The organism is Nocardiopsis synnemataformans (assembly GCF_965343085.1).
Taxonomy (GTDB): Bacteria; Actinomycetota; Actinomycetes; order Streptosporangiales; family Streptosporangiaceae; genus Nocardiopsis; species Nocardiopsis alborubida.
Window position 1 is genome coordinate 1 of sequence record NZ_CBDRFA010000095.1, and the last position, 23,548, is coordinate 23,548.

Below are 23,548 nucleotides of genomic sequence, written 5' to 3' on the forward strand. Positions count from 1 at the left end.
GTCGCTGGTGGTGCCTTCTACATGGCCAGAGTCGATGTGGGCCTGCTTGATCCAGGTGCGAATGGTCTGGGCCAAGGGCTCGGACTCAGCGGCCAGGTCCTCGGGACTACGGCCGGAGCGGGCCAGAGCGATGATCTGGTCGCGGTACTCGGGCGGGTACGCGGGGCGGGCCTTGGGCACTGCAATCTCCTCGTTCGATGACAAAGTATCCGAAAGCGGACAAACGTGTTCGTACTGAGTTCACGAGCGACTCTTGTGGAGGAGAGAAACTGCCTGTTCTTCTCCTCTGCTGCGTGCACAGCAGCCTGGAGAGAGTTGTCCGTGACTTCCCTGACCGTGCGACCGAGCCCCTGGAGCTCGTCAGCCTTGTCCGCCACTTCTTGAGCGCTGGACGGGGTCACACCGTTACCTGCCTTGCGCAGTTTCCGCCGCGGCGGTTTCCGTGTGGATGGGGTAGGTGTGGGTTCCTCATCCTGGTCAGGGTCTTCTACGCGGGGAGTGTCGCTCATCGTGTTCCGTAAGTTGGCTGGGGTCCATGTTTCCACGGGTACACGACAGATCCTCAGTCACCGGAGGCGACTGCGGGCGAGGCCCTCAGCCACCGCACGTGGGTTATCACCGGCCTTGAGACCCGGCAGGCACCTCGTTCAGACGGTGATTTCCAGTTCGGCCAGCAGTGCGCGAACCCGCTCCTCGACCCCGTCACGGATCGACCGCACCGCGGTCAGGTCCTGGCCGTCGGGGTCGTCCAGGGTCCACTCCTCGTAGCGCTTGCCCGGGAAAATGGGGCAGGCGTCCCCGCAGCCCATGCTCACCACGACGTCGGCGGCGCGGACGACCTCGTCGGTCCAGGGCTTGGGGAACTCGGTCGCGATGTCGATACCGACCTCCTTCATGGCCGCCACCGCCGCCGGGTTGACCTCCTTGCCCGGCTCGGAACCGCCCGACCAGGCGATCGCCCGGTCCCCGGCAAGACGTCGGAAGAAGCCCAGCGCCATCTGGCTGCGCCCGGCGTTGTGCGTGCACAGGAACAGCACGACGGGGCGGCCGTCGTCCACCTTGTTCTCGATTCGCGCCAGGGCGGTCAGCCGCTGTCGGGCGAAGCGCTCGGCCAGCAGCGGCAGGAACTGGGCGATGGTGGCCCGGTCCGCGAACTGTTCGTAGCTGGAGTGCAGGAACCTTTCGATGGTCTCGGTGTTGAACACGCCCGTGAACTCATCGGCGAGGCGGTTGGAGGCGACTTTGAGGGCGTACTGCTGGTCGACGGTGAACTGGCGGGGTTGGGCGGTCATGGTGTTCCTTCCGGGTGGACGGCGGGCGCGAGCCGCTCGATTCGGTCGCTGATCTGGGCGAAGGCGTCCTCGAACGCCTTGTCGGTTCCGGTGCGCACGGGGTCAGGGACCGACCAGTGCAGGCGCTCGCGGGTGCGGGGCAGTTCCTCGTGGGCGCTGTCGCAAACCGCCACCACCAGGTCGTCCTGGCGCAGCACGTCCTGGACATGGGCGGTATAGGAGGCACCCAGGCGCAAGCCGTGTCGGCGGGCCGTGGCAATGGCACCCTCGTGCACGTGCTCACCCGGGTGGGTCCCGGCCGAGGCGGCGGGGATCGTGCTGCGGTGCTGCCACAGGGCGGCGGCCAGCTGGGAGCGGGCCGAGTTGCGTGTGCAGACGAACACCACGCGCGGGGCGTGCAACAGGGAGGTCGGGACCAGGGCGCTGAGCGCCTCGGGCAGCAGGCGGATGTAGACGCGGCGGTGGTCGGCCTCGGAGCGGGACCGGGTGAGCAGGCCCGCCTCCTCCAGTACCCGCAGGTGGTGGGCGATGAGGTTGGACCGCAGCCCCAACCGCTCGCCCAACTCCGAGGGTGAGGCGTCCCCGGTGCAGAGGGTGTCGGTGATGGCTAGGCGGGCGGGATCGGCGAGGGCGGCGTGGAGCGCGGCCCGACGCTCCAAAGGAAGCTCAGCGTTCATTGACTCAATGCTTGCTGAGCTGAATCAGGAGGTCAATCGCCTTCACCACGAGTACGCCCCGTGTTCGCGAGCCTGTCACTTCGATCCGCCGCCACGACCAGCCGAGAACGCAGGAGTTCATACCTGAGAGCTCTTGCAGTGGCGGTCAGGGTGTCTACTGCGTGTCACGTCCGGTCAGGAGCCGTGGTGGTCCCGATCCACCGCAGGTAGTCCGGGGAGCCTTCCACGATCGCGGTAGCGACCACCTCCGGGTTCGTCCACGGGTGGTGCTCAATCAGGTGCGCCTGAATCTGCGGGTACCGGTCAGCGCGCGCTTTCAGGAGGAGCTGCCACTCCTGGCCGGTGCCAAACTCGCCCAGGTGCCAGAACACCGAGGTCACCGGCCCGACGATCTGCGCGCCCGCTGCGAGCTTGGCCTCTACTGCTGTCTTCGCCAGTTCGACTGCCTGCTCGCGGGTCTCGGTCGCCGTGGACACCTGGAGGTAGTCGGTCATGGAGGGGTCCGTTCTGTCGCTGGTGTTCTCCGGGGAGCACAGACCAGCAGACACCAGAAGTGAGGGCCCCGCTCAAGTTCGAAGAGATCACCGGATTCCTGCCGGATCCTGGGACCGCCTCCCCCCGGTGGTCACTGTCGGTGGTCATCAAGAGGTTGTATGAGCCAGCCCCTCAGCCCGCTCGGGCTCCAAAATAGTGTTAACACCCTGCTAACACGGGGACCGGAAACAACCGGCACGGGAAGGGGCCGACCGGTAGTCCGGTCGGCCCCTCAGGACGCTCTCAGAGTGCGTTTCTACAGGTACTGGCCGGTGTTGGGCACCGTGTCGATGCTCCGCCCGGAGTCCGCGCCCTTCTTGCCCGTGACCAGGGTCCGGATGTAGACGATGCGCTCGCCCTTCTTGCCGGAGATGCGCGCCCAGTCGTCGGGGTTGGTGGTGTTGGGCAGGTCCTCGTTCTCGCTGAACTCGTCGACGCAGGCCTGCATCAGGTGCGAGACCCGGATGCCCTTGGACTGCTGGTCGATGAAGTCCTTGATGGCCATCTTCTTGGCCCGGGAGACGATGTTCTCGATCATCGCGCCGGAGTTGAAGTCCTTGAAGTACAGGACCTCCTTGTCACCGTTGGCGTAGGTGACCTCCAGGAAGCGGTTCTCCTCGCCCTCGGTGTACATGCGCTCCACGACCCGCTGGATCATGGCGTCCACCGTGGCCCTGGCCGACCCGCCGTGCTCGACGAGGTCCTCGTCGTGCAGCGGCAGGTCCGTGGTGATGTACTTGCCGAAGATGTCGCGGGCCGCCTCGGCGTCGGGCCGCTCGATCTTGATCTTGACGTCCAAACGGCCGGGCCGCAGGATCGCCGGGTCGATCATGTCCTCGCGGTTGGAGGCGCCGATGACGATGACGTTCTCCAGGCCCTCCACACCGTCGATCTCGCTCAGGAGCTGGGGCACGATCGTGTTCTCCACGTCGGAGGACACACCCGAGCCGCGGGTGCGGAAGATCGAGTCCATCTCGTCGAAGAAGACGATGACCGGGGTGCCCTCGGAGGCCTTCTCCCGTGCGCGCTGGAAGACCAGGCGGATGTGCCGCTCGGTCTCGCCCACGTACTTGTTGAGCAGCTCGGGGCCCTTGATGTTGAGGAAGAAGCTCTTGCCGACGTCGCGGCCGGTGCGCTCGGCGACCTGCTTGGCCAGCGAGTTGGCGACGGCCTTGGCGATGAGCGTCTTACCGCACCCGGGAGGGCCGTAGAGCAGCACGCCCTTGGGCGGGCGCAGCTGGTGCTCGTAGAAGAGCTCCTTGTACAGGTAGGGCAGCTCGACCGCGTCGCGGATCATCTCGATCTGCCCGGAGAGGCCGCCGATGTCGGTGTAGGAGATGTCGGGGACCTCTTCGAGAATGAGCTCCTCGACCTCGGACTTGGGGATGCGCTCGTAGACGTACCCCGAGCGCGGCTCCAGCAGCAGCGAGTCGCCGGGGCGGATCGCCTCGTCGCGCAGCGGCTCGGCCAGGCGGACGATCCGCTCCTCGTCGTGGTGGGAGATCACCAGGGCGCGCTCGCCGTCCTCAAGGATCTCCTTGAGCATGACGACCTCGCCGACGGTCTCGAAGGACTCCACCTCGACGACGTTGAAGGCCTCGTTGAGCATGACCTCCTGGCCGGGGCGCAGGTTGTCCAGGTCCACCGAGGGACTGACGTTGACCCGCATCTTGCGGCCGTTGGTGAAGATCTCGACGGTCTCGTCCTCGCGCGAACCGAGGTAGACACCGAAGCCCGACGGCGGCTGGGCCAGCCGGTCGACCTCCTCCTTGAGCGCCACGATCTGCTCGCGCGCCTCCTTCAAAGTGGAGACGAGCCGTTCGTTCTGGCCGTTGGCAGCGGCGAGGCTGGCCTGTGCCTCCCTCAGCCGCTCCTCCAGCAGGCGTACATGCCGGGGCGAATCGGCGAGCTTGCGCCGAACCACGCTGAGTTCCTTTTCCATGTAGGAGACCTGGGCCGTGAGTTCTTCGACTTCACGGTCCCGGTCGCTCTGACGCTCGTCGTCGCGCTCAGCCACGTCCGCCACCTCCCTATGAGGAACTACATCGGAGCCTACCTACCCTCGCCCTATTCCTAACCTCCCAGGGCCGGAGAGTGTCGTAGGCCTCATTTCCAGGTCTTGCGTCATCACAGGTCAGAGTGCTAAAGGATGACCCGACGTAATGAGAACGTAACCTCTGGGTCCGGGCGCGGGCAAGGAATCCGCCCCTTCTGGCGTTCCCTCCCCACCCACGTCAACGGGCCTGCCCGGACACGCCGAAGCCCGCCCGGACGGGTCCCCGTGGGGACCGCGCCGAAGACGCACGGTGAGGAGATGAGGGGCGGCGTGCGACGTGTGCGGGCGGGCTCAGGCGGTGGGCTCGGGCAAGGGGCCGCGCATCAGTCGCGGGCGTCCTCCCCCGGGGCCTGCGGGTCGGCGGCGTCGGCACCGGGGGCCTGCGGGCCGGAGGCGTCGACCGTCCCACCGGTGTCACCGTCACCGCGGGGCGCCTCGGGGACCGCCGCGTCGGTGGCCAGCGCCCTGACCTCCTCGGCCGGGGTCCCCTCCGCTCCGGCCGCGCGCCGGTCCTGCTCGCGCGCGGCGGTGAAGTCCTTGCCGTAGGCCCCCTTGGCCGGACGGCGGCGGCGCTCGGGGGCCTCGGCCCCGTCGGCCAGGCGGCGCGCGACCACCAGGAAGCCGGTGTGCCCGATCATGCGGTGGTCCGGACGCACCGCCAGGCCCTCCACGTGCCAGGTCCGCAGCATGGTCTCCCACGAGCGCGGCTCGTAGAAGCGGGGGTCCTCGCGCAGCTGCTCCACCACGCGCGACAGCTGGGTGGTGGTGGCGACGTAGCAGCACACCAGACCGCCCGGGATGAGGGCGCCGGCGACCGCGTCCAGGCACTCCCAGGGCGCGAGCATGTCCAGGAAGACACGGTCAACGTCGGTCTCGTCCAGCTCCTCCACCAGGTCGCCGACGGTGAGCTTCCAGGCCGGGTGCGGGCCGCCGTGGAACCTCTCCACGTTCTTGCGGGCGATCTCGGCGAAGTCGGCGCGGCGCTCGTAGGAGTGCACCATGCCGCCCTCACCGACCGCGCGCAGCAGCCAGTTGGACATGGCCCCCGAGCCCGCACCGGCCTCCACCACGCGCGCGCCGGGGAAGATGTCGGCCTCCACGAGCACCTGGGCGGCGTCCTTGGGGTAGACGATGGTGGCGCCCCGCTTCATCGACAGGGTGTAGTCGATCAGCAGGGGGCGCAGCGCCACGTAGGCCGTGCCGGTGTTGGAGCGCACCACACTGCCCTCGGGCTGTCCGATGAGGTCGTCGTGGTCGACCTTGCCCTTGTGGGAGTGGAAGGCGGCGCCCTCTCGCAGGGTGATGGTGTGCATGCGACCCTTGGGGTCGGTCAACTGCACGGTGTCGCCGTCGGTGAAGGGGCCGCGGCGGCCATGGATACCGGTCAACGTCGCTCTCGTCTTCCCACGTCGCTATTGGTTGGCAGGGCGATCGCCCAGGGTATCGGCCCCCCGGTACCGCGGCGAACGGGCGCAGTGCGCCCGCACGTGCGAAAATCCCGCCCCCAGGGCAGTATTCAGCCTGACGGGCCCCTGACCGCGCCCGACCATCCACGAGGACCACGGGAGAAGACAACCCATGTCACAGCTGACCACGGGGCTGGGAATCGACATCGGCGGCAGCGGTATCAAGGGCGCGCCGGTCGACCTGACCACCGGTGAGTTCCTCAAGGAGCGGACGAAGGTCCTCACCCCCGACCGCTCCGGCCCCGAGGCGGTGGCCGAGATCGTGCACGGGATCGCCGAGCACTTCCCCGAGGCCGCGGGGATGCCCCTGGGCGTGACCTTCCCGGGCGTGGTGCAGGGGGGTGTGGTGCGCACCGCGGCCAACCTGGACAAGAGCTGGATCGACACCGACGCGCGGGCGCTGTTCGCCGAGGCCACCGGCCGACCGGTGCGTGTACTCAACGACGCCGACGCCGCCGCCGTGGCGGAGACCCGCTACGGCGCCGCCAAGGACGTGCCGGGGGTGGTGCTGCTGACCACCCTGGGCACGGGGATCGGCACCGCCCTGGTGGTGGACGGGCGCCTGGTGCCCAACACCGAGTTCGGACACCTGGAGATCGACGGCCACGACGCCGAGACGCGGGCCTCCTCGGGTGCCAAGGAGCGCGAGGAGCTGTCCTACCGCGAGTGGGCGACCGAGCGGCTGCACCGCTACTACCGCGTCGTGGAGGACCTGCTGTGGCCGGACCTGATCGTGGTCGGCGGCGGGGTCAGCCGCAAGGCGGACAAGTTCCTGCCGCTGCTGGACATCCGCACGCCCGTCGTGGCCGCCTCGCTGCTCAACACGGCCGGGATCGTCGGCGCCGCCCTGGCCGCCGCCGAGTCCGAGGCGGTCTGAGGCGACCCGGGCGAGCGCTCCTAGGGGTGCAGCCGCAGCCCCCTGACCACCTTGTCCACGTCCGCTCTGGGCCCGTGCACGGCCACGCCCACCAGGTCCAGGTCCGCGGCGGCCACCCCGCGCACGGCGGCGCGGTTGTCGTCGTCGTTGCCGGTGGCGAACAGCTGCTCGGTGTACAGCGCGGTGGCCAGGCCCCGGGAGCGGGCGCGCTCCAGCGTGCGGGCCAGGGTGCGCGCGTCCGCCCCGTAGACCAGCACGGGTTCGCGGAACATCGCGAGGTAGGTGTTGCCCGAGGCGTCCTCGTAGGGCTTGCCGACGGAGTCGGGGCGCGCGTGCGCGACGCCGCTGCTGAGGAAGGCCGTCACGTTGAGCTTCTGCCAGGGGGCCAGGTCCTCGCGAACGGCCACGGCGATCTTGGTGTCGAAACGCATGGGTGTGAGGATGGCGCGGACGCGGCCCCGCCGTCTTGGACGCTGGTGCGCGCGGGTACCACCGGTTCTGGCGTCGTGGCTTCTCCGAGCGGTCGCCCGGACGCCGGTGCACGCGGGTACCGCCGGAGGCCGCAGGCGTCCGACAATGGAGGCGTGACAGGGGACTGGGCCAGGTACTGGCGTTCACCCGAGCGACCGCTGGAGGCGATGCACGCGCACTTCGAGCGGCACGCCTACCACCGGCACAGCCACGACGCGTACTCGTTCGGGGTGACGGAGTCGGGCGTGCAGGCGTTCAACTGCCGGGGCGGCGCGCACGCGAGCGTGTCCGGGATGGTGCTGGCGTTCAACCCGGACGACCCGCACGACGGACACGCCGGGGCCGAGCCGGGGTTCACCTACCGGATCGTGCACATCGGGCCGGAACTGGTGCGGGAGGTGCTCACCGACGCCGCCGAGGGCCGGGCCGGGCTGCCGCTGTTCGCCGACCCGGTGGTGGGGGACCCCCGGCTGGCCCGGGCGCTGCTGGGGCTGCACTCGGCGCTGTGGCGGGGAAGCCCCCGGTTGGCCGTGGACGAGGCCCTGCGCGGCGCGGTGGTGGCGATGACGGGCCGCGGAGCGGTCGGGCGGCCGGCGGTGGCGCGGGTGTCGGACCCGGACGCGGCACGGGTGACGGCCCGGGTGGAGGCGGTGCTGCGCGAGCGGTTCACCGAGGACGTGGGAGCCGGGGAGCTGGCCGCGGTGGCGGGACGGAGCCGGTTCGCGGTCTACCGGGCCTTTCGCGCGGTGCGGGGGATGGCGCCCAGCGAGTACCAGCGGCAGCTGCGGCTACGGCGGGCCCGGGACCTGATCGCGGCGGGGGCACCGCTGTCGGAGGCCTCCGCGCGGTCGGGGTTCGCCGACCAGAGCCACCTGACGCGGTGGTTCGGCCGCTCCTACGGCATCACGCCGGGGGCGTTCCGCGTGGCGGACCGCTCGTGCTCAACCCTCGCCGACGGACATGGACAGGGCGACCACGATCCGCCGCGCGGCGGCGGCGGTGTGCGCGACCGGTGAGATGGGCACGCCCGCCAGCGCCGTGGGCAGCCCGTCCTGGAGCGGCCAGCGCATCCACCACCACAGGTCCCCGCGGTGGGGCCGCAGCAGGGCACGCTGGGGCCGGGTGCTGGGACCGGCGTCCACCGCCCCGCACAACCCGTCCTCACGGACCTCCACCCCGCGTGAGCGCAACTCGGCGGCCAGCCCGCGCAGGGCGAACTCCGTCAGTTCCACGCGGTTCACCGGCTCGGCCGTGCCCGGGTCACGCCTCAGGCTCGGACTCCCCGCCGGCGGGGTCTCAACGGTCAACGGGACTCCCCTCCCTTCCCAGACACCTCTGGGACCAACGACCCTTGCACTCTGCCGTATCCGGAGGCGAAACGGCCGGTCCTATGCGGATCACGCATACGGACTTCTTTCTTACACATAGACACCAGCGGAGCCCGGAGTCCCTAACCTAAGCTCATGCCCCAACCAGACGGCGTTCTTCCACCGGACCTGTGGACACGTCCCCGCATGGCGGGTGCCCTGGCCACCTGTGACATGGCGACGGTCATCGAGGACGTGCGCGCGGCGCACGGCTGGTCCCAGGGTGACCTCGCCCGCGCGATCGACTACTCCCAGAGCTGGGTCTCGCGCGTGGTCAACGGCCAGCAGTCGCTGACCATCAGCCAGGTACACGACCTCGCCCGACGCCTGGGCATCCCGCTGCACCTGCTGCGTTTCGGCGGCGCCGCGCCCCAGGCCCGTCCCGCCGAGAAGGGGGTGGACACCACGAGGCGCCGCGACTTCGGACGCGCGGTGGCCGCGGGAGCCCTGCTCACCGCCACCACCGTCACCACGGTCACCACCGGTGCGGCTCCGGCCCCGGTGGCGTCGAACCCGTGCCCCGACACCGTCAACGAGACGACCGCGCCCTCCCTGCGCGCCATCACCGGGGGCCAGCGCCGCATGGACGCCACCTCCCCCTCCCGCCACCTGCTGCCCAGCGCGGTGGCGCACGTGCATCTGGCCGAGCAGATGCGTGGGCACTCGCACGGGACACCGTTCCACGGCGAGCTGAGCGCCGCGGCCAGCGAGGCCTCCGGCTTCGCCGCCTGGCTGCACGCGGACCGGGGCGACATGGGATCGGCCAGGGCGCACTACCGCACCGCGGTCATGCGCGCTCGCCAGGCGGACATGCGCCTGCTCGACGTGTACATGCTGGGGTCCCTGGCGGCCTTCGAGACCGACACCGCCGAGGACCACCACCTGGGCCTGGGGCTGGTCCAGGAGGCCGAACACGTCCTGGGCCCCGCCGCCCACCCCACCGCGCGGGCCTGGCTCGCCTGCGTGGGGGCGCTCGCGCACGCCGGGAACGGGGACGGCGCGGCCGCCGCGCGCGCCCTGGGCCGGGCGGAGCGGGAGGTGGCCCGCTCCGCCAACACCGCCCCGCCCTGGCCGTGGGTGTTCGCCTTCGACGAGACCAAGGTCGCCGGTTACCGCGCCCGGGTGGGCGTGCGGCTGCGCCAGCCGAACGACGCCCGCCGGGCCTTCGCCGAGGCGTTCGCGCCGAACAGCGCCAATCCCAAGCAGTCCGCGGTCCTCCAGGTGGAACTGGCCTCGGCGCACGCCGAGGCGGGGGACGTGGACGAGGCCTTCCGCCTGGTCCACGAGGCGCTGACCACGGGCGTGCGCTACGAGTCCGAGCGGGTCATCGGCCGGGTCCGGGCCTTTCGCCGCCAGCACTCGGGAACGCGGGCGCGCTGCGTGGCCGACCTGGACGAGCGACTTCTGTCCCTGGTGAGCGGTGTCACCGCTTAAGGGTAGAAAAGCCGCGAAGCGATCATCAGGGAGGTTTCGTGATCCACATCGGAGTCACCGGTCACCGCGACCTGGCCCCCGACGTGCGACGCGCCGTCACCGCGCTGCTCACCGCCCACCTGGAACCCTACGGCTGCGAGATGGTGGGCCTGTCCTGCCTGGCCGACGGCGCCGACGCCGTCTTCGCCGAGGCCGTCGTCGCGGCCGGAGCCCCGCTGGAGGCGGTCATCCCCGCCTCCGGCTACCGCGAGGCACTGCCCGAGGAACACCACCCCGTCTACGACCGCCTCCTGCGACAGGCCGTCCTCGTGCACACGCTGCCCTACACCGAGTCCACGCCCGAGGCTCACCTGAAGGCCGGAAGGCTGCTCGTACGGCGCTGCGACCAACTGGTGGCCGTCTGGGACGGCCAGCCCGCACGCGGCCCCGGCGGCACCGCCGACGTGGTGGCCTACGCGCGCTCGCTCTTTCGTCCGGTCTCGGTGCTGTGGCCCGAGGGCGCCCGCCGCTGACGCCACCCGTGCCGCGAAGGAGAAAGCGGCCCCACCGACACCATCGGCCCCAGCCGGTTCAGCGTCCGCCCGAGACCACCGCGTTGACGTCCGCGGCCCTGAGCACCCCGCGCACCCCACCGCCCTCGTCCACCACCACGTACTCCGGCAGCGGATGACCCGTCAGCTCCCGCAGCAACTCCTCACCCTCCAGCCCCACCGGCACCAGAGAATGCTCGGTCACCGCCCGGGACACACTCGACACCGGCACCCACGCACGGCGCTCCGGTTCGATCGCCCCGGCCGCCGCCGGGTGCACCACCGCCGTGGGAGTGCCCTGGGCGTCGGTCACCACGACCTCCACCGCCTCCGCCTCCCGGGCCCGGCGCTCGGCCTCGGCCAGCGGCGTGTCGGCCAGCACCGTCACCGAGGACCGGGCCAGATCGCGGGCACGCAGACGCGGGATGCGCTCGCGCACCCGGGCGGCGCGCAGCGCGTCGGAGGCGCCCATCCACATGAAACCACCCAGGACGAAGCCCCACACCACGCTCCACGGGCTGAGCCGTCCGCCCGCCCACCACGTGATCAGGAACGGCAGCGCCACCACCAGCAGGGCCAGCACCCGGCCGCCCCAGGCGGCGGCCACACTCCCCGCGAAGGGCCTGCCCGTCACCTTCCACACCCCGGCGCGCAGCAGCCGCCCACCGTCCAGCGGAAGACCCGGCAGCAGGTTGAACGCGCCCACCAGCAGGTTGGCGATCCACAGCTGGAACAGCAGCTCACCCACCACGGTGCGCGGCTCGGTGAACAGGTACAGGCCGAACCCGCCCGCCGCCAGCAGCAGGGAGAACAACGGCCCGGCGAACGCGATCCAGAACTCGCGGCCCGGTGTGGGCGCCTCGCGCTCGATCTCGGAGACCCCGCCCAGCACGTACAGCACGATGCGCCGGACCGGCAGGCCGTACATGCGCGCGACCACCGCGTGCGCCAGCTCGTGCACCAGCACGGAGGCGTAGAGCAGCACGGCGAAGACGAAGGCCAGCAGGTAGGCGGTGGGCCCCAGCGCCAGGCGGCCCTGGACGACACCGCCGTAGACCAGGGTGATCAGCGCCGCGACGATCAGCCACGAGGAGGTCACGTACACGGGGATGCCGAAGGGGCGGCCGATCAGTAACCCCGGTCTGGCGGAACGGTCGCGGGGCTTGGGCGCGGATGGGTCACTACCGGTCGTCACACCCCCAGACTACGGCTCGCCCGCCGTGGCCGGACGGCGCCCGCGGCCTGGCCCCCGTCGCTCCGGACCGTCCGGTTCTCCACAGGCCGCCTTCCTCACCTCGCACCCTGTCGCGACCTTCTCATAGGCTCAAACCATGACCACCGCGCTCCTTCCGTCCGCCCTCTCCCCCTCCCGGGCCTCCGACTTCCTCCAGTGCCCGCTGCTGTTCCGCTTCCGCACCATCGACCGCCTGCCCGAGGCGCCCAGCGCGGCGGCCCTGCGCGGCACCCTCGTCCACGCCTGCCTGGAGCGCCTGTACGAGCTGCCCGCCGAGTCGCGCGACCCGCGCAACGCCGTCGGCCTCGTCGACCCCCAGTGGAAGAAGCTGCGCGAGAAGAAGCCCGAGCTGGACGAGCTGTTCGCCGACGACGCCGAGCGCGACACCTGGCTGGAGTCCGCCCGCGACCTGGTCCGCCGCTACTTCGACCTGGAGAACCCCACCACCCTGGAGCCCCGCGACCGCGAGATGCGCCTGGACGTGTCCCTGCCCACCGGCCTGCGGCTGCGCGGCTACGTGGACCGCATCGACGTCACCCCCTCAGGCCAGATCCGGATCGTGGACTACAAGACCGGCAAGTCGCCCGCCCCCCGCTTCGAGGACAAGGCCCGGTTCCAGATCTTCTTCTACGCGGTGATGATCTGGCGCGACCTCGGCGTCGTCCCCACCCGCCTCCAGCTCGTCTACCTGGGCGGCGACGGCGCGGTGCGCTGGTACGACCCCACCGAGGACGAACTCCGGGCCGCGGAGTCCGAGATCGCCGACATCTGGGCGCGGATCGAGGCGGCCGGACGCGCAGGGGTGTGGGAGCCCAAGAAGAGCAAGCTCTGCGACTGGTGCGAGCACCAGGCACTGTGCCCGGCGTTCGGCGGCACCCCGCCGCCCCTGCCCGCACCGGCGGACCGCCGACGCGGATGACCCCGACCGCGCCGTCCCCCGGGTTCGGATCCGGCCGCCACCGGGATACGGCACAATTCCCCCTGTGCCCGTCTCAGTACTGCTGGTCGACGACCAGCCCCTCGTCCGTGCCGGCTTCCGCATGATCCTGGAGTCCGCCCCGCACCTGTCCGTGGTGGGGGAGGCCTCCGACGGCCGTGAGGCGGTCCGCTCGACGCGCAGCCTGCTGCCCGACGTGGTCCTCATGGACGTGCGCATGCCCGGCATGGACGGGATCGAGGCCACCCGGCAGATCGTGTCGTGGGCGCGGCCCCTGGGCCACCGGGTGCGGGTCCTGGCCCTGACCACCTTCGACCTGGACGAGTACGCCGTCGAGGTGCTGCGCGCGGGCGCCTCCGGGTTCCTGCTCAAGGACGCCCCGCCCGCCGAACTCGTGTCGGCCGTGGAGGTGGTCGCGGACGGGGCGGCGGCCATCTCCCCCACGGTGCTCAACCGCCTGCTCGACCGCTTCGCCCCGCTCCTGCCCTCCGCCTCCCCCGGCACCGAACCCGCCGGGGACACCCTGACCACCCGCGAACACGAGGTCCTGCGCCTGCTCGCGCGCGGGTGGTCCAACGCCGAGATCGCCGCCCACCTGGTGCTGGGCGAGACGACCGTCAAGTCCCACGTCGGCAACATCCTCACCAAGCTGGGACTGCGCGACCGGGTCCAGGCCGTGGTCTACGCCTACGAGCACGGGCTGGTCCGGCCCGGTGAACGCGACGGCGGCTCCGGGCCCGGCTCCGGCTGACGCCTCCGGCCCGCGCTCCGAGGAAACCGGGCCACCAGGTCCGCGACCCCCTGCCCGCGGCACGCATACCAGGCCACCCGGTTCACGCTCCCGCCCTCACCGCGACGCGCGAACCCGGCGCGCGGCGTGAGACCCAGCCCCCCCGGGGGCCACAGCCCGATCCGGCGCGGGCCCCGACCCCCCGCACACGGGCCCCGGGCACGGCGCCGAAGACCCCGGCGCGTCGCTGTCGACGGCCCCCCGGCCTTGAAAGGATGATCCGGTGATCGAACTCACCGGCCATGACCCCCGTTCCGGGCGAACCCCACCCTCCGGGACCGCGTCCCCTCATGGGTTGTCCACAGCGCGCCGGTCACCACGGGTACAGGCGGGGAGGAGACGGAGACAGGGATGCCAAGCAAGCGGGAGCGCCCCGTGCCCCCGAGCGAGGACCGCCTGCTCAGCAGGATGCGGGACTGGCGGGAGGCGCACGAGCGGGAGCTGACCCCGGACGGCTTCGACGAGACCGAGGACGTCAACCTCCCCGACGCCCGCGCCATCGACCTGGTGCTGCGGGTGGGCGAGCTGATGCTCGCCAGCGGAGAGGGCACGGAGGCCGTCAGCGAGGCGATGCTCAGCCTCTCGGTCGCCTTCGACCTGCCCCGCTCGGAGGTCTCGGTCACCTTCACCACCATCACCCTGTCCACCCACCCCGGTGGCGAGCACCCCCCGATCACCGGCGAACGGGTGGTGCGCCGCCGCACCCTGGACTACTTCCGCGTCAACGAACTGCACACCCTGGTGCAGCAGTGCGCGCTCGGCCTGCTCGAACTGGAGGACGCCACCGCCCGCCTGACCCAGATCAGGCGCGCCCGCATGCCCTACCCCAACTGGCTCATCGCCGTCGGGTTCGGCCTCATCGCCTCCAGCGCGAGCCTCATGGTGGGCGGCGGCCTGATCGTGGCGACCGCGGCCTTCCTGGCCACCGTCATGGGCGACCGCACGTCGGTGTTCCTGGCCAAGCGGGGCGTCGCGGAGTTCTACCAGATGGTGGGGGCCGCGGTGGTGGCCGCCACGATCGGCGTGGCGCTGCTGTGGGCGAGCACCACGCTGGACCTCGGCCTCCAGGCAGGGGCGATCATCACCGGCAACATCATGGCCCTGCTGCCCGGTCGCCCACTGGTCTCCAGCCTCCAGGACGGCATCAGCGGCACCTACGTGTCGGCGGCGGCACGCCTGCTGGAGACCTTCTTCATCCTGGGCGCGATCGTGTCCGGCGTGGGCGCGGTCGCCTACACCGCTCAGCGCCTGGGCGTGAGCATCGACCTGGAGGACCTCCCCTCCGCGGGCACCTCGGTGGAGATCCCCGTGCTGATCGGCGCGGCGGGAATCGCGGTGGCCTTCGCGATCTCGCTCGCCGTACCGCCCCGGATGCTGCCGATGATCGGCGTGCTCGGCGTGATGATCTGGGTGATCTACGCGAGCATGCGCGACCTGCTGCACGTGCCCGCGGTGGTGGGCACGGTCGCTGGCGCGGTCGCGGTGGGCGTGGTGGGCCACTGGCTGGCGCGGCGCACGCGCAGACCGGTGCTGCCGTACCTGGTCCCGTCGATCGCCCCGCTGCTGCCGGGCAGCATCCTGTACCGGGGCCTGATCGAGATCACGCAGGGCGACCCCTCCGCCGGGCTGCTCAGCCTCGCGGAGGCGGTCACGGTGGGCCTGGCTCTGGGCGCGGGGGTCAACCTCGGCGGCGAGCTGGTCAGGGCCTTCCAGCACGGCGGACTGGCCGGCGCGGGGATGCGCAGCCGCCCGGCGGCACGCCGGACACGCGGCGGGTACTGAGTTCCTTGTGGCCGGGGCCGGACAGAACAGAACCATTGCTGGCCTGGGGGTATCTCACCCACTGAGAGCGGACGACAGCAGCAGGGCAAACACATCCGGGCTAAACCGCAACAAGCATGTGATGTGAACCACTACTCTTGGCGTCAGCTCAACGACGAGCGCCTCTGGACCGAAAGGCCTGTCCCATGTGCAGCCACGAACCTGCCTGCCCGTCCTTCGAGGACACCGACCGTGAGGCGGCCCGGGTCGTCTCCAGCCACCCCGAACAGGGCTGGAGCCTGCTCTGCAACGGTGTCGTCCTTTTCGACGACACCGGTGAACTGCTCCCCGACGGGGTGGTCGTCGCCCCGCACCGACCCCGCGTCGCCGCCTGACGCCCGGCCACACACCGCGGCCGCGAGGCCGACGTACCCCGCCCGGCAGGCACACACGACCCCGGGCGGTGACGTGTCCCTGAGGGCCCCCGGCGACCGCGCGAGCACCAGGGCCCGCCCCGGCCCTCACTCCCGCACCGAGTCGGGCCACCCCTCCGGCAGCACGTCCTGGCCGCCCATCGCCTCACTCAGCCGACGCCGGAAGTCGGCGTGCACGCCGGGCCCCCACACCAACTCGCTCGGCGTGCGCAGCGCCTGCTCCATGGCCGACCGCAGCGCGGCCGGGCGCGCCTCCCCCTCCGCCACCGGCAGCGCCAGCAGGGCGTGCATCTGGGTGACCACGGCGAACAGCTCTCCCGCCAGCGCGGGAGCGCTCGCGGTCGCCGCCGCCTCCTCCAGATAGGGATCCCACCACGGTTCCCCGGCCCCGCCGTCCCCGTCCTCCCCAGGCGCGGCGAAGGCTCTGCGCAGCCGCCAGCGCACCTCCCCCGCGGTGTCCGGATCCCGGTCGCCCAGGCCCAGCCGCCAGACCCGCTCGGCCGCGGCGGGGTCCCCGCGCAGGGCCAGCAACCCCGCCAGGAGTTCCACGGCGGCGGCGAAGGTGCCCGGCGCGGCGCCCGTCCCCGCCTCCCCCGCGTCCTCGGAGGCCGCGTCCGGGTCCACGACCGCGCCGACGTCGGCGATGGCGTGCTCCAGGTGGGCGGCGGCGCGCAGCAGGCGCAGACCGGGATCGTCCGCGACCGACAGACCGCGTTCGACCGCGGCCGCGGCGGCGCCCGGCAGCCCCCGCCCCAACAGGCGTTCGGCCAGGTCGCGGGAGGCGTCCACGACGGTGGTGGCGTGCAGGCGACCGAGCGAACCGGGATCGGGCGGCAGCGCCAGCGCCGCCTCCCAGTGCTCCTCCGCCCCACCGGTGTCGCCGCGCCCCTCGGCGGAGCGGGCCAGCCCGTAGTGCGCCACGGCCGTGTAGTCGGACCCGCCCAGGTCGAGCAGGCGGTGCCAGACGCGGTCGGCCTCGGCGTGGTCGCCGTCCTGTTCGAGGGAGAGAGCGAGGTGGTAGGCGGCGCGCGGGGCGTACCGCGAGTCGCCGGTGGCCAGGGCACGGCGGGCGGCCTCGCGGGCGGCGGCCAGGTCGCCCCGCTGGTCCTCGACCACGGCCAGGCCGAGCAGGGCGCGGGCCTGCACCCGCGGGTGGGGGTTGGCGGCCACCGCCTGCTGGTAGAGCTTGGCGGCGCGCTTGAGGTGGCCGCTCCCGGCGAGGTCCTGGGCCTGGTCGCACAGTTCGGCGGCGCCCTGCCCGGTCGGCGCCTCGGCCTCGTCGGTGTCCCGGGGATCGGTGGCCGGGGGCGGGTCGGCGGGGCCAGAGCGCGCGGAGGGTCCGGACGTCGTGGTCATGTCTCCGCTTTCCATGGGGGTGGCGGGGTGGCGGTCTGCGTGGTGGGAACGCGATCCGTGTCGCCGCAACTCTAACGCCTGCGGTGGCCGGGGACCGGAGGTCCGCGCCGGAGCCCCGGAACCGTGGACACCGCCCGGTTCTCCCCCCTCTCCTGGTGAGCAGGGAGAACAAAACGGACTTTTACCACGTAGATCTACACGCGAAACAAGAAGGGGGCGCCGGTCCCAGGACCGGCGCCCCTCACCGCGGCCTCGGCCGCCCTACAGCTCGAAGGCCTCCGGCGGCGGGCAGGAGCAGACCAGGTTGCGGTCCCCGTAGGCCTGGTCGATCCGGCCGACCGGCGGCCAGTACTTGTCCGTGCGCAGCGACGCCAGCGGGTAGGCCGCCTCGGCGCGCGTGTAGCCGTGCGACCACTCGTCGGCGGTCACCGCCTCCGCGGTGTGCGGGGCGTTGCGCAGCGGGTTGTCCGCCGCGTCCCACTCCCCCGAGGCCACCTTGTCGATCTCGCCGCGGATCGCGACCATCGCCTCCACGAAGCGGTCCAGCTCGGCGAGGTTCTCGCTCTCGGTCGGCTCCACCATCAGGGTGCCGTTGACCGGGAACGACATCGTCGGCGCGTGGAAGCCGTAGTCCATGAGCCGCTTGGCGAGGTCCTCGTTGCTGATGCCGCTGGCCTTCTGGAGCGGGCGGATGTCCACGACGCACTCGTGCGCCACCAGGCCGCCCGCACCGGTGTAGAGCACCGGGAAGTACGGCTCCAGCCGCCTGGCCAGGTAGTTCGCCGACAGCACCGCGACCTCGGTGGCCGAGCGCAGCCCCTCCTCGCCCATCATGCGCACGTAGGCCCAGGAGATGGGCAGGATGCCCGCCGAGCCGAACGGGGCCGCCGAGACCGGGCCCACGCCCGTGTGCGGGCCCGCCTCGGGCTGGCCCGGGTGGTTGGGCAGGAAACCGGCCAGGTGCGAGCGGACCGCGACCGGGCCCACGCCCGGACCGCCGCCGCCGTGCGGGATGCAGAAGGTCTTGTGCAGGTTGAGGTGGCTGACGTCGGCCCCGAACTCGCCCGGCTTGGCCCAGCCCAGCAGCGCGTTGAGGTTGGCGCCGTCCACGTACACCTGGCCGCCCGCCTCGTGGACCAGGCGGCACACCTCGGTGACGGTGTCCTCGTACACGCCGTGCGTGGACGGGTAGGTGATCATGATGGCGGCCAGGTCGTCGGCGTGCTTGCCGGTCTTGGCGCGCAGGTCGTCCAGGTCGACGTTGCCGTTGTCGTCGCAGGCCACCACGGCCACGCGCATACCGGCCATCACGGCGCTGGCGGCGTTGGTGCCGTGCGCGGAGCTGGGGATCAGGCACACGTCGCGGTGGGCCTCGCCGCGCGAGCGGTGGTAGCCGCGGATGGCCAGCAGCCCGGCGAACTCGCCCTGGGACCCGGCGTTGGGCTGGAGGGACACCGCGTCGTAACCGGTGACCTCGGCCAGCCAGGCCTCCAGTTGGCGGATCAGGGCCACGCTCCCGGCGGCCTGGTCCAGCGGCGCCAGCGGGTGCAGTCCGGCGAACTCGGGCCAGGTGACGGGCTCCATCTCCGCGGTGGCGTTGAGCTTCATGGTGCACGAGCCCAGCGGGATCATCGTGCGGTCCAGGGCCAGGTCGCGGTCGGAGAGGCGGCGCATGTAGCGCAGCAGCGAGGTCTCGCTGCGGTGGGTGCCGAACACCGGGTGGGTGAGGTAGTCCACCTGGCGGGCCAGCTCGACGGGCAGGCGGTCGGCGTCCTCGTCCACGCTCAGGCGCACGCGCGAGGAGCCGCGCTCAGCCTCGCCGAAGGCGGCCAGCACCTTCTCCAGGTCGGCCTCGGTGGTGGTCTCGTCCACGCTCACGCCGACCGTGTACTCGTCGGCGGCGAGCAGGTTGTACCCGGCCTCCAGGGCGGACTCCACGACGCGGGCGGCGCTGGGCACGCGCACGCGCAGGGTGTCGAAGTAGGCGTGGTGCAGGACCTCGAAGCCGCGCTCGGCGAGGGCGTCGGCCAGGGCCGCGGTGCGGGTGTGCACCTGGCGGGCGATCGCGCGCAGGCCGTCGGGGCCGTGGTAGACGGCGTACATCCCGGCCATGACGGCGAGCAGGACCTGCGCGGTGCAGATGTTGCTGGTGGCCTTCTCACGGCGGATGTGCTGCTCGCGGGTCTGGAGCGCCAGGCGGTAGGCGGGCTTGCCCGCGTTGTCCACCGAGACGCCGACCAGGCGGCCGGGCAGCTGGCGTCGCAGCTTCTCGCCCACGGCCATGTAACCGGCGTGCGGGCCGCCGAAGCCGAGCGGGACGCCGAAGCGCTGGGTGGAGCCGACGGCGATGTCGGCGCCCAGGTCGCCGGGGCTGCGCAGCAGGGTCAGGGCGAGGATGTCGGCGGCCACCACCGCGAGGGCGCCGCGCTCGTGGGCCTGGGCGATGACCTGGCCCGGGTCGCGCACGGCACCGCTGGAGGCGGGGTACTGCACCAGGACGCCGAAGGCGTCGCCCTCGGGCAGGCCCTGGGACAGGTCGGCGACCACGACCTCGATGCCGAGGGGTTCGGCGCGGGTGCGCAGCACGTGCAGGGTCTGGGGGAAGACGTCGGCGTCGACGACGAAGACGTCGGCCTTGCTCTTGGAGGCCCGGCGGGTCAGGGTCATGGCCTCGGCGGCGGCGGTGGCCTCGTCGAGCAGGGAGGAGCCCGAGACGGGCAGGCCGGTCAGGTCGGAGACCATGGTCTGGAAGTTGAGCAGGGCCTCCAGACGGCCCTGGGAGATCTCGGGCTGGTAGGGCGTGTAGGCCGTGTACCAGGCGGGGTTCTCCATGATGTTGCGCAGGATGACCGGCGGGGTGAGGGTGCCGTAGTACCCCTGGCCGATCAGCGAGGTGCGCACCTGGTTGCGGGCGGCCAGGTCGCGCAGTTCGGCCAGGGCCTCGGCCTCGCTCAGCGCCGGGGGCAGGTCCAGCGGCGCGCTGCGCCCGGGCCCGGTGAGGATGGACTCGGGCACGGCGTCGGCCATGAGTTCGGCGGTGGAGCCGTAGCCGACCGCCTTGAGCATCTCCTGGACCTCGGCGGGTGTGGGGCCGATGTGGCGGTCGGCGAACACCCGGGCGGGCGCGCCCGGGGTGTGCACGGGCTGGTCTGGCACGGAGACCTCCTGGTGACAGGGCCGAGTCGGGTCGGCGGTGTTCCTCGCGGTCTCCCCCTCTGTCACCGGGCACGGCTGTGCCCAGGCTTCAGAGCGGCCTCCTCCACGCGGTCCATGGTGCCTGAGAGGTTACTGGGGAGTATTGCCCCGTCGGCGCCCCGTTGCGGGGTCTCTCTCGCGCGGTGTCGACAGCCAGCTGACGATCTGTACGTGTGTACAAGCAGGGCGAATGTCGGTTTTCATCCCTGTTGTGACTACGACCGTACTCGATCGTCGCCCCGGGTAGCGCTTCCGGGCAGGCGTTTCGCCCACATCACACCGAGAGCCTGGAGGTTCCTCCAAGCGACTGCGTCAGCACACGGGAACGGAACCGTGTCCACCTCCGTCGCGGCCTCGGACGGCAACGGTCCCCCGACCGTGTTCGGCGGGCACACGGCGGCACACGCGCCCGCCGCCCCGGCCGACGCGCGGCTGCCTTCGGGCGGCGGGCGACACCTGTCGGGCACCGCCTCAGGACAGGCGCAGCCACACGGCGGTGTCCGAGGGCAGCCGGTCGCCCTCCAGCGGCCCGCTGGCCACCAGCACCTCCACGTGGGCGGGCAGCTCCGCGGCCCCCGACCCCAGATTGACCACACACGCCACGTCCGGCTCACGCACGAACGCCAGCACCTCCGGCCCCGACTCCAGCCACCGCATCCCGGAACCGCCCCCGGCAGGAGGCGCGCCCAGGGCGGGCTCGGCCCGGCGCACGGCCAGCGCCCGGCGGTACAGGTTGAGCATGCTGGCGGGGTCCGCCGCCTGGGCCCGGGCGGTGTGCGCGGCCCACCCGTCGGGCTGGGGCAGCCAGGGCCGCGCGCCGCCCTCGGGGCCGAACCCGAACGGCGCCCGCTCCCCGGACCACGGCAGCGGCACCCGGCACCCGTCCCGGCCCCGGTCCGCGCCGCCCGACCGGGTGAACACCGGGTCGTCGATCCACTCCTCGGGCACGTCCACCTCGCCCAGGCCCAGCTCCTCACCCTGGTACACGTACACCCCGCCCGGCAGCGCCATGGCCAGCAACGCCGCAGCCCGCGCCCGCCGGGTGCCCAGCTCCGGGTCGCTGGGCGCACCGTACTGGCGGTCGGCGAAGGAGAACCCGGTGTCGGCCCTGCCGTAGCGCGTGACGTGTCGGGTGACGTCGTGGTTGGACAGCACCCACGTGGCGGGGGCGCCCACCGGGGCGTGCGCGGCCAGGGTGCGGTCGATGACCCCGCGCAGCGCCGCGGGCTCCCACGGGCAGCTCAGGAAGTCGAAGTTGAAGGCGCTGTGCAGCTCGTCCGGGCGCAGGTAGCGGGCGAACCGCTCGGGATCGGGCAGCCACATCTCCCCCACGAACACCCGGTCGGGGCCGTAGGACTCGGCGATCGCGCGCCAGCGGCGGTAGATCTCGTGCACCCCGTCGCGGTCGGAGAAGGCCCGTTCGTCGGGGACGCCGCCCTCCTCGGGATCGCGCGCGTCGGGCAGGTCCGGGTCCTTGACCAGCCCGTCGGCCACGTCGACGCGGAACCCGTCCACGCCCCGGCCGAACCAGAACCGCAGCACGTCGTCGAACTCCGCGCGCACCCGGGGATGCTCCCAGTTCAGGTCGGGCTGCTCGGCCGAGTACAGGTGCAGGTACCACTCCCCCGGCTCGCCGTCGGCCCCGGTCACCCGGGTCCAGGCCGGTCCGCCGAAGCGGGACCGCCAGTTGTTGGGCGGCAGGGACCCGTCCGCGCCCCGGCCGGGCCGGAACCAGAACAGCTCCCGCTCGGGCGATCCCGGCCCCGCGGCCAGCGCCTCGCGAAACCACGCGTGCTCGCTGGAGCAGTGGTTGGGCACGATGTCGATGATCACCCGGATGCCGCGCGCGTGCGCGGCCTCCACCAACCGCTCCGCCTGGTCGAGGTCGCCGTAGACCGGCGCGACGTCGGTGTAGTCGCTCACGTCGTACCCGCCGTCGGCCAGCGGCGAGGGGTACCAGGGGCTCATCCACAGGGCGTCCACCCCCAGCGCGGCCAGGTGGTCGATTTCCCGCAGGACTCCGGCCAGGTCGCCGATCCCGTCACCGTCGCCGTCGGCGAAGCTGCGCGGGTAGACCTGGTAGATGGCGGCTCCGCGCCACCAGGCCGGGTCCGCGGACGAGGCGTGGTCCTGCGCGGACAGGTGGAGGGTGTGGGTCACGGTGCTGCGTCCTTTCGAGGGGGTGAGGCGGGGGAACGGGTCAGCCCTTGAGGGCCCCGGCGGACAGACCGGCGATGATCTGGCGCTGGAAGAGCAGGAACAGGGCGACCACGGGCAGGCTGGAGATCACCATTCCGGCGATGAGGGTGTTGAGCGGCATGTCGGTGGAGATCCGGGCCAGGTAGACGGTGATGGTCTGCACCTGCGGGTCCTGGAGCACCACCAGCGGCCAGATGAAGTCCTTCCAGGCGGCCACGACCGCCAGGATCGAGACCACGGCCAGGATCGGCCTCGACAGCGGCAGCACGATCCGCAGCATCACCTGCACGGGTCCGGCGCCGTCGAGCCGGGCCGCCTCCAGCAGGTCGGCGGGGATCTGGTCGAAGAACCTCTTGAGCACGAAGACGTTGAAGGCGTTGGCGCCCAGCGGCAGCCAGATCGCCCACGGGGTGTTGAGCAGGTTCAGCCCGAGCAGGGGCACGTCGGCCACGGTCAGGTAGGTGGGGATGAGCAGCGCGGCGGCGGGCAGCATGAGGGTGGCCAGCATCATGCCCAGCAGCGCACGGCCCAGGACGGGGCGGAGCTTGGAGAGCGAGTAGGCGGCGGGGACGGCCACGCCGAGCTGGAACAGCCACGCTCCGCCCACCACCACGAACGTGTTCCACATGAAGTGGCCCAGGTTGAGGATGCCCCAGGCCTCGGTGTAGGTGGAGAAGCGCCACTCCCGGGGCAGCAGGGTGGGCGGGGTGCGCACGAGCTCGGCGGGCGGTTTGAGGGCGCCGGTGACCGCGAGGAGCATCGGACCCAGGAACACGACGGTGGCCGAGGCGACCACGGTGACCAGGACGATCCGGTAGGTCAGGCGCCCGCGCGTCCCGGCCAGGGCCAGCGGAGAGACGAGGGTGCGTTCGGCGGGGCGCGGCCGGGTCGGGCGGCGGCGCGCGCGGGGCGGCGCCGGGCGTGTGGAGGTCATGGCT

General features: G+C 72.1%; 21 protein-coding genes and 1 riboswitch. Of the genes, 8 read left to right on the top strand and 13 right to left on the bottom strand.

The window, feature by feature from the left end; translation table 11 throughout:
- The 6 genes from ACSIH6_RS34955 to ACSIH6_RS34980 form a co-directional block, all read right to left on the bottom strand.
- A partial coding sequence (locus tag ACSIH6_RS34955) for a transposase (protein ID WP_488186055.1) occupies window positions 1-180 on the bottom strand: 180 nt, incomplete at its 3' end.
- Window positions 181-647: 467 nt separating this feature from the next.
- On the bottom strand, window positions 648-1,292 hold the full coding sequence (locus tag ACSIH6_RS34960; protein ID WP_435112606.1) for an arsenate reductase ArsC: 645 nt from the start codon (window positions 1,290-1,292) through the stop codon (window positions 648-650).
- On the bottom strand, window positions 1,289-1,969 hold the full coding sequence (locus tag ACSIH6_RS34965; RefSeq protein ID WP_435112607.1) for an arsenate reductase/protein-tyrosine-phosphatase family protein: 681 nt from the start codon (window positions 1,967-1,969) through the stop codon (window positions 1,289-1,291). Before ACSIH6_RS34965 ends, ACSIH6_RS34960 begins: the two co-directional genes overlap by 4 nt.
- Before the next feature lie 164 nt (window positions 1,970-2,133).
- A complete protein-coding gene (gene cutA / locus ACSIH6_RS34970) occupies window positions 2,134-2,463 on the bottom strand; it encodes a divalent-cation tolerance protein CutA (RefSeq protein ID WP_435112608.1) in 330 nt (109 codons plus the stop codon).
- 296 nt (window positions 2,464-2,759) lie between these two features.
- Window positions 2,760-4,529 carry a proteasome ATPase gene (arc, locus tag ACSIH6_RS34975; protein WP_150254575.1) on the bottom strand — a complete coding sequence of 590 codons (1,770 nt, stop codon included), beginning with the start codon at window positions 4,527-4,529 and terminating at the stop codon, window positions 2,760-2,762.
- Between the two features lie 353 nt (window positions 4,530-4,882).
- Window positions 4,883-5,947 carry a tRNA (adenine-N1)-methyltransferase gene (locus ACSIH6_RS34980; protein WP_435112609.1) on the bottom strand — a complete coding sequence of 355 codons (1,065 nt, stop codon included), beginning with the start codon at window positions 5,945-5,947 and terminating at the stop codon, window positions 4,883-4,885.
- Between the two features lie 190 nt (window positions 5,948-6,137).
- Between ACSIH6_RS34980 and ppgK the strand changes: the two genes are divergently transcribed.
- The gene (gene ppgK, locus ACSIH6_RS34985; RefSeq protein WP_435112610.1) at window positions 6,138-6,902 is read left to right on the top strand and encodes a polyphosphate--glucose phosphotransferase; all 765 of its coding nucleotides are present in this window, start codon (window positions 6,138-6,140) and stop codon (window positions 6,900-6,902) included.
- Between the two features lie 20 nt (window positions 6,903-6,922).
- On the opposite strand, the gene ACSIH6_RS34990 is transcribed toward ppgK, so the two are convergent.
- On the bottom strand, window positions 6,923-7,333 hold the full coding sequence (locus tag ACSIH6_RS34990) for a DUF2000 family protein (protein ID WP_435112611.1): 411 nt from the start codon (window positions 7,331-7,333) through the stop codon (window positions 6,923-6,925).
- Window positions 7,334-7,486: 153 nt separating this feature from the next.
- On the opposite strand from ACSIH6_RS34990, the gene ACSIH6_RS34995 reads away from it, so the two are divergent.
- A complete protein-coding gene (locus tag ACSIH6_RS34995) occupies window positions 7,487-8,389 on the top strand; it encodes an AraC family transcriptional regulator (RefSeq protein WP_435112612.1) in 903 nt (300 codons plus the stop codon).
- Here ACSIH6_RS34995 and ACSIH6_RS35000 read toward each other — a convergent pair.
- Complete coding sequence (locus ACSIH6_RS35000) at window positions 8,315-8,680, bottom strand: hypothetical protein (protein ID WP_435112613.1); 366 nt, start codon at window positions 8,678-8,680, stop codon at window positions 8,315-8,317. The genes ACSIH6_RS34995 and ACSIH6_RS35000 overlap by 75 nt on opposite strands.
- Before the next feature lie 207 nt (window positions 8,681-8,887).
- On the opposite strand from ACSIH6_RS35000, the gene ACSIH6_RS35005 reads away from it, so the two are divergent.
- Both ACSIH6_RS35005 and ACSIH6_RS35010 read left to right on the top strand, forming a co-directional pair.
- Complete coding sequence (locus ACSIH6_RS35005; protein WP_435112625.1) at window positions 8,888-10,174, top strand: helix-turn-helix domain-containing protein; 1,287 nt, start codon at window positions 8,888-8,890, stop codon at window positions 10,172-10,174.
- A 38-nt stretch (window positions 10,175-10,212) separates the two neighbouring features.
- On the top strand, window positions 10,213-10,686 hold the full coding sequence (locus ACSIH6_RS35010; protein ID WP_435112614.1) for a hypothetical protein: 474 nt from the start codon (window positions 10,213-10,215) through the stop codon (window positions 10,684-10,686).
- Between the two features lie 58 nt (window positions 10,687-10,744).
- Here ACSIH6_RS35010 and ACSIH6_RS35015 read toward each other — a convergent pair whose 3' ends face one another.
- Entirely contained in the window at window positions 10,745-11,809 is a 1,065-nt protein-coding gene (locus tag ACSIH6_RS35015; protein ID WP_435112626.1) for a site-2 protease family protein, read from the bottom strand.
- Between the two features lie 226 nt (window positions 11,810-12,035).
- On the opposite strand from ACSIH6_RS35015, the gene ACSIH6_RS35020 reads away from it, so the two are divergent.
- From ACSIH6_RS35020 to ACSIH6_RS35035, 4 genes are all read left to right on the top strand, one after another.
- Window positions 12,036-12,857 (top strand): RecB family exonuclease, encoded by an 822-nt coding sequence (locus ACSIH6_RS35020; protein WP_435112615.1) that lies wholly within the window; start codon window positions 12,036-12,038, stop codon window positions 12,855-12,857.
- A gap of 64 nt (window positions 12,858-12,921) precedes the next feature.
- Complete coding sequence (locus ACSIH6_RS35025) at window positions 12,922-13,626, top strand: response regulator (RefSeq protein WP_435112616.1); 705 nt, start codon at window positions 12,922-12,924, stop codon at window positions 13,624-13,626.
- Window positions 13,627-14,016: 390 nt separating this feature from the next.
- A complete protein-coding gene (locus tag ACSIH6_RS35030; RefSeq protein WP_435112617.1) occupies window positions 14,017-15,447 on the top strand; it encodes a threonine/serine exporter family protein in 1,431 nt (476 codons plus the stop codon).
- A 185-nt stretch (window positions 15,448-15,632) separates the two neighbouring features.
- Window positions 15,633-15,821: a DUF5999 family protein gene (locus tag ACSIH6_RS35035; protein WP_017564807.1), complete on the top strand. Its 189-nt coding sequence runs from the start codon at window positions 15,633-15,635 to the stop codon at window positions 15,819-15,821.
- A gap of 126 nt (window positions 15,822-15,947) precedes the next feature.
- Here the strand turns inward: ACSIH6_RS35035 and ACSIH6_RS35040 are convergent, their stop codons facing one another.
- From ACSIH6_RS35040 to ACSIH6_RS35055, 4 genes are all read right to left on the bottom strand, one after another.
- Window positions 15,948-17,216: a tetratricopeptide repeat protein gene (locus ACSIH6_RS35040; protein ID WP_435112618.1), complete on the bottom strand. Its 1,269-nt coding sequence runs from the start codon at window positions 17,214-17,216 to the stop codon at window positions 15,948-15,950.
- Window positions 17,217-17,477: 261 nt separating this feature from the next.
- Window positions 17,478-20,372, bottom strand: a complete 2,895-nt coding sequence (gcvP, locus tag ACSIH6_RS35045) for an aminomethyl-transferring glycine dehydrogenase (protein ID WP_435112619.1) — start codon at window positions 20,370-20,372, stop codon at window positions 17,478-17,480.
- 98 nt (window positions 20,373-20,470) lie between these two features.
- A riboswitch (glycine riboswitch) is annotated at window positions 20,471-20,560 on the bottom strand.
- Window positions 20,561-20,882: 322 nt separating this feature from the next.
- Entirely contained in the window at window positions 20,883-22,571 is a 1,689-nt protein-coding gene (locus ACSIH6_RS35050; RefSeq protein WP_435112620.1) for a glycoside hydrolase family 13 protein, read from the bottom strand.
- Window positions 22,572-22,611: 40 nt separating this feature from the next.
- Window positions 22,612-23,544: a carbohydrate ABC transporter permease gene (locus ACSIH6_RS35055; protein WP_435112621.1), complete on the bottom strand. Its 933-nt coding sequence runs from the start codon at window positions 23,542-23,544 to the stop codon at window positions 22,612-22,614.
- Between the last annotated feature and the right edge of the window lie 4 nt (window positions 23,545-23,548).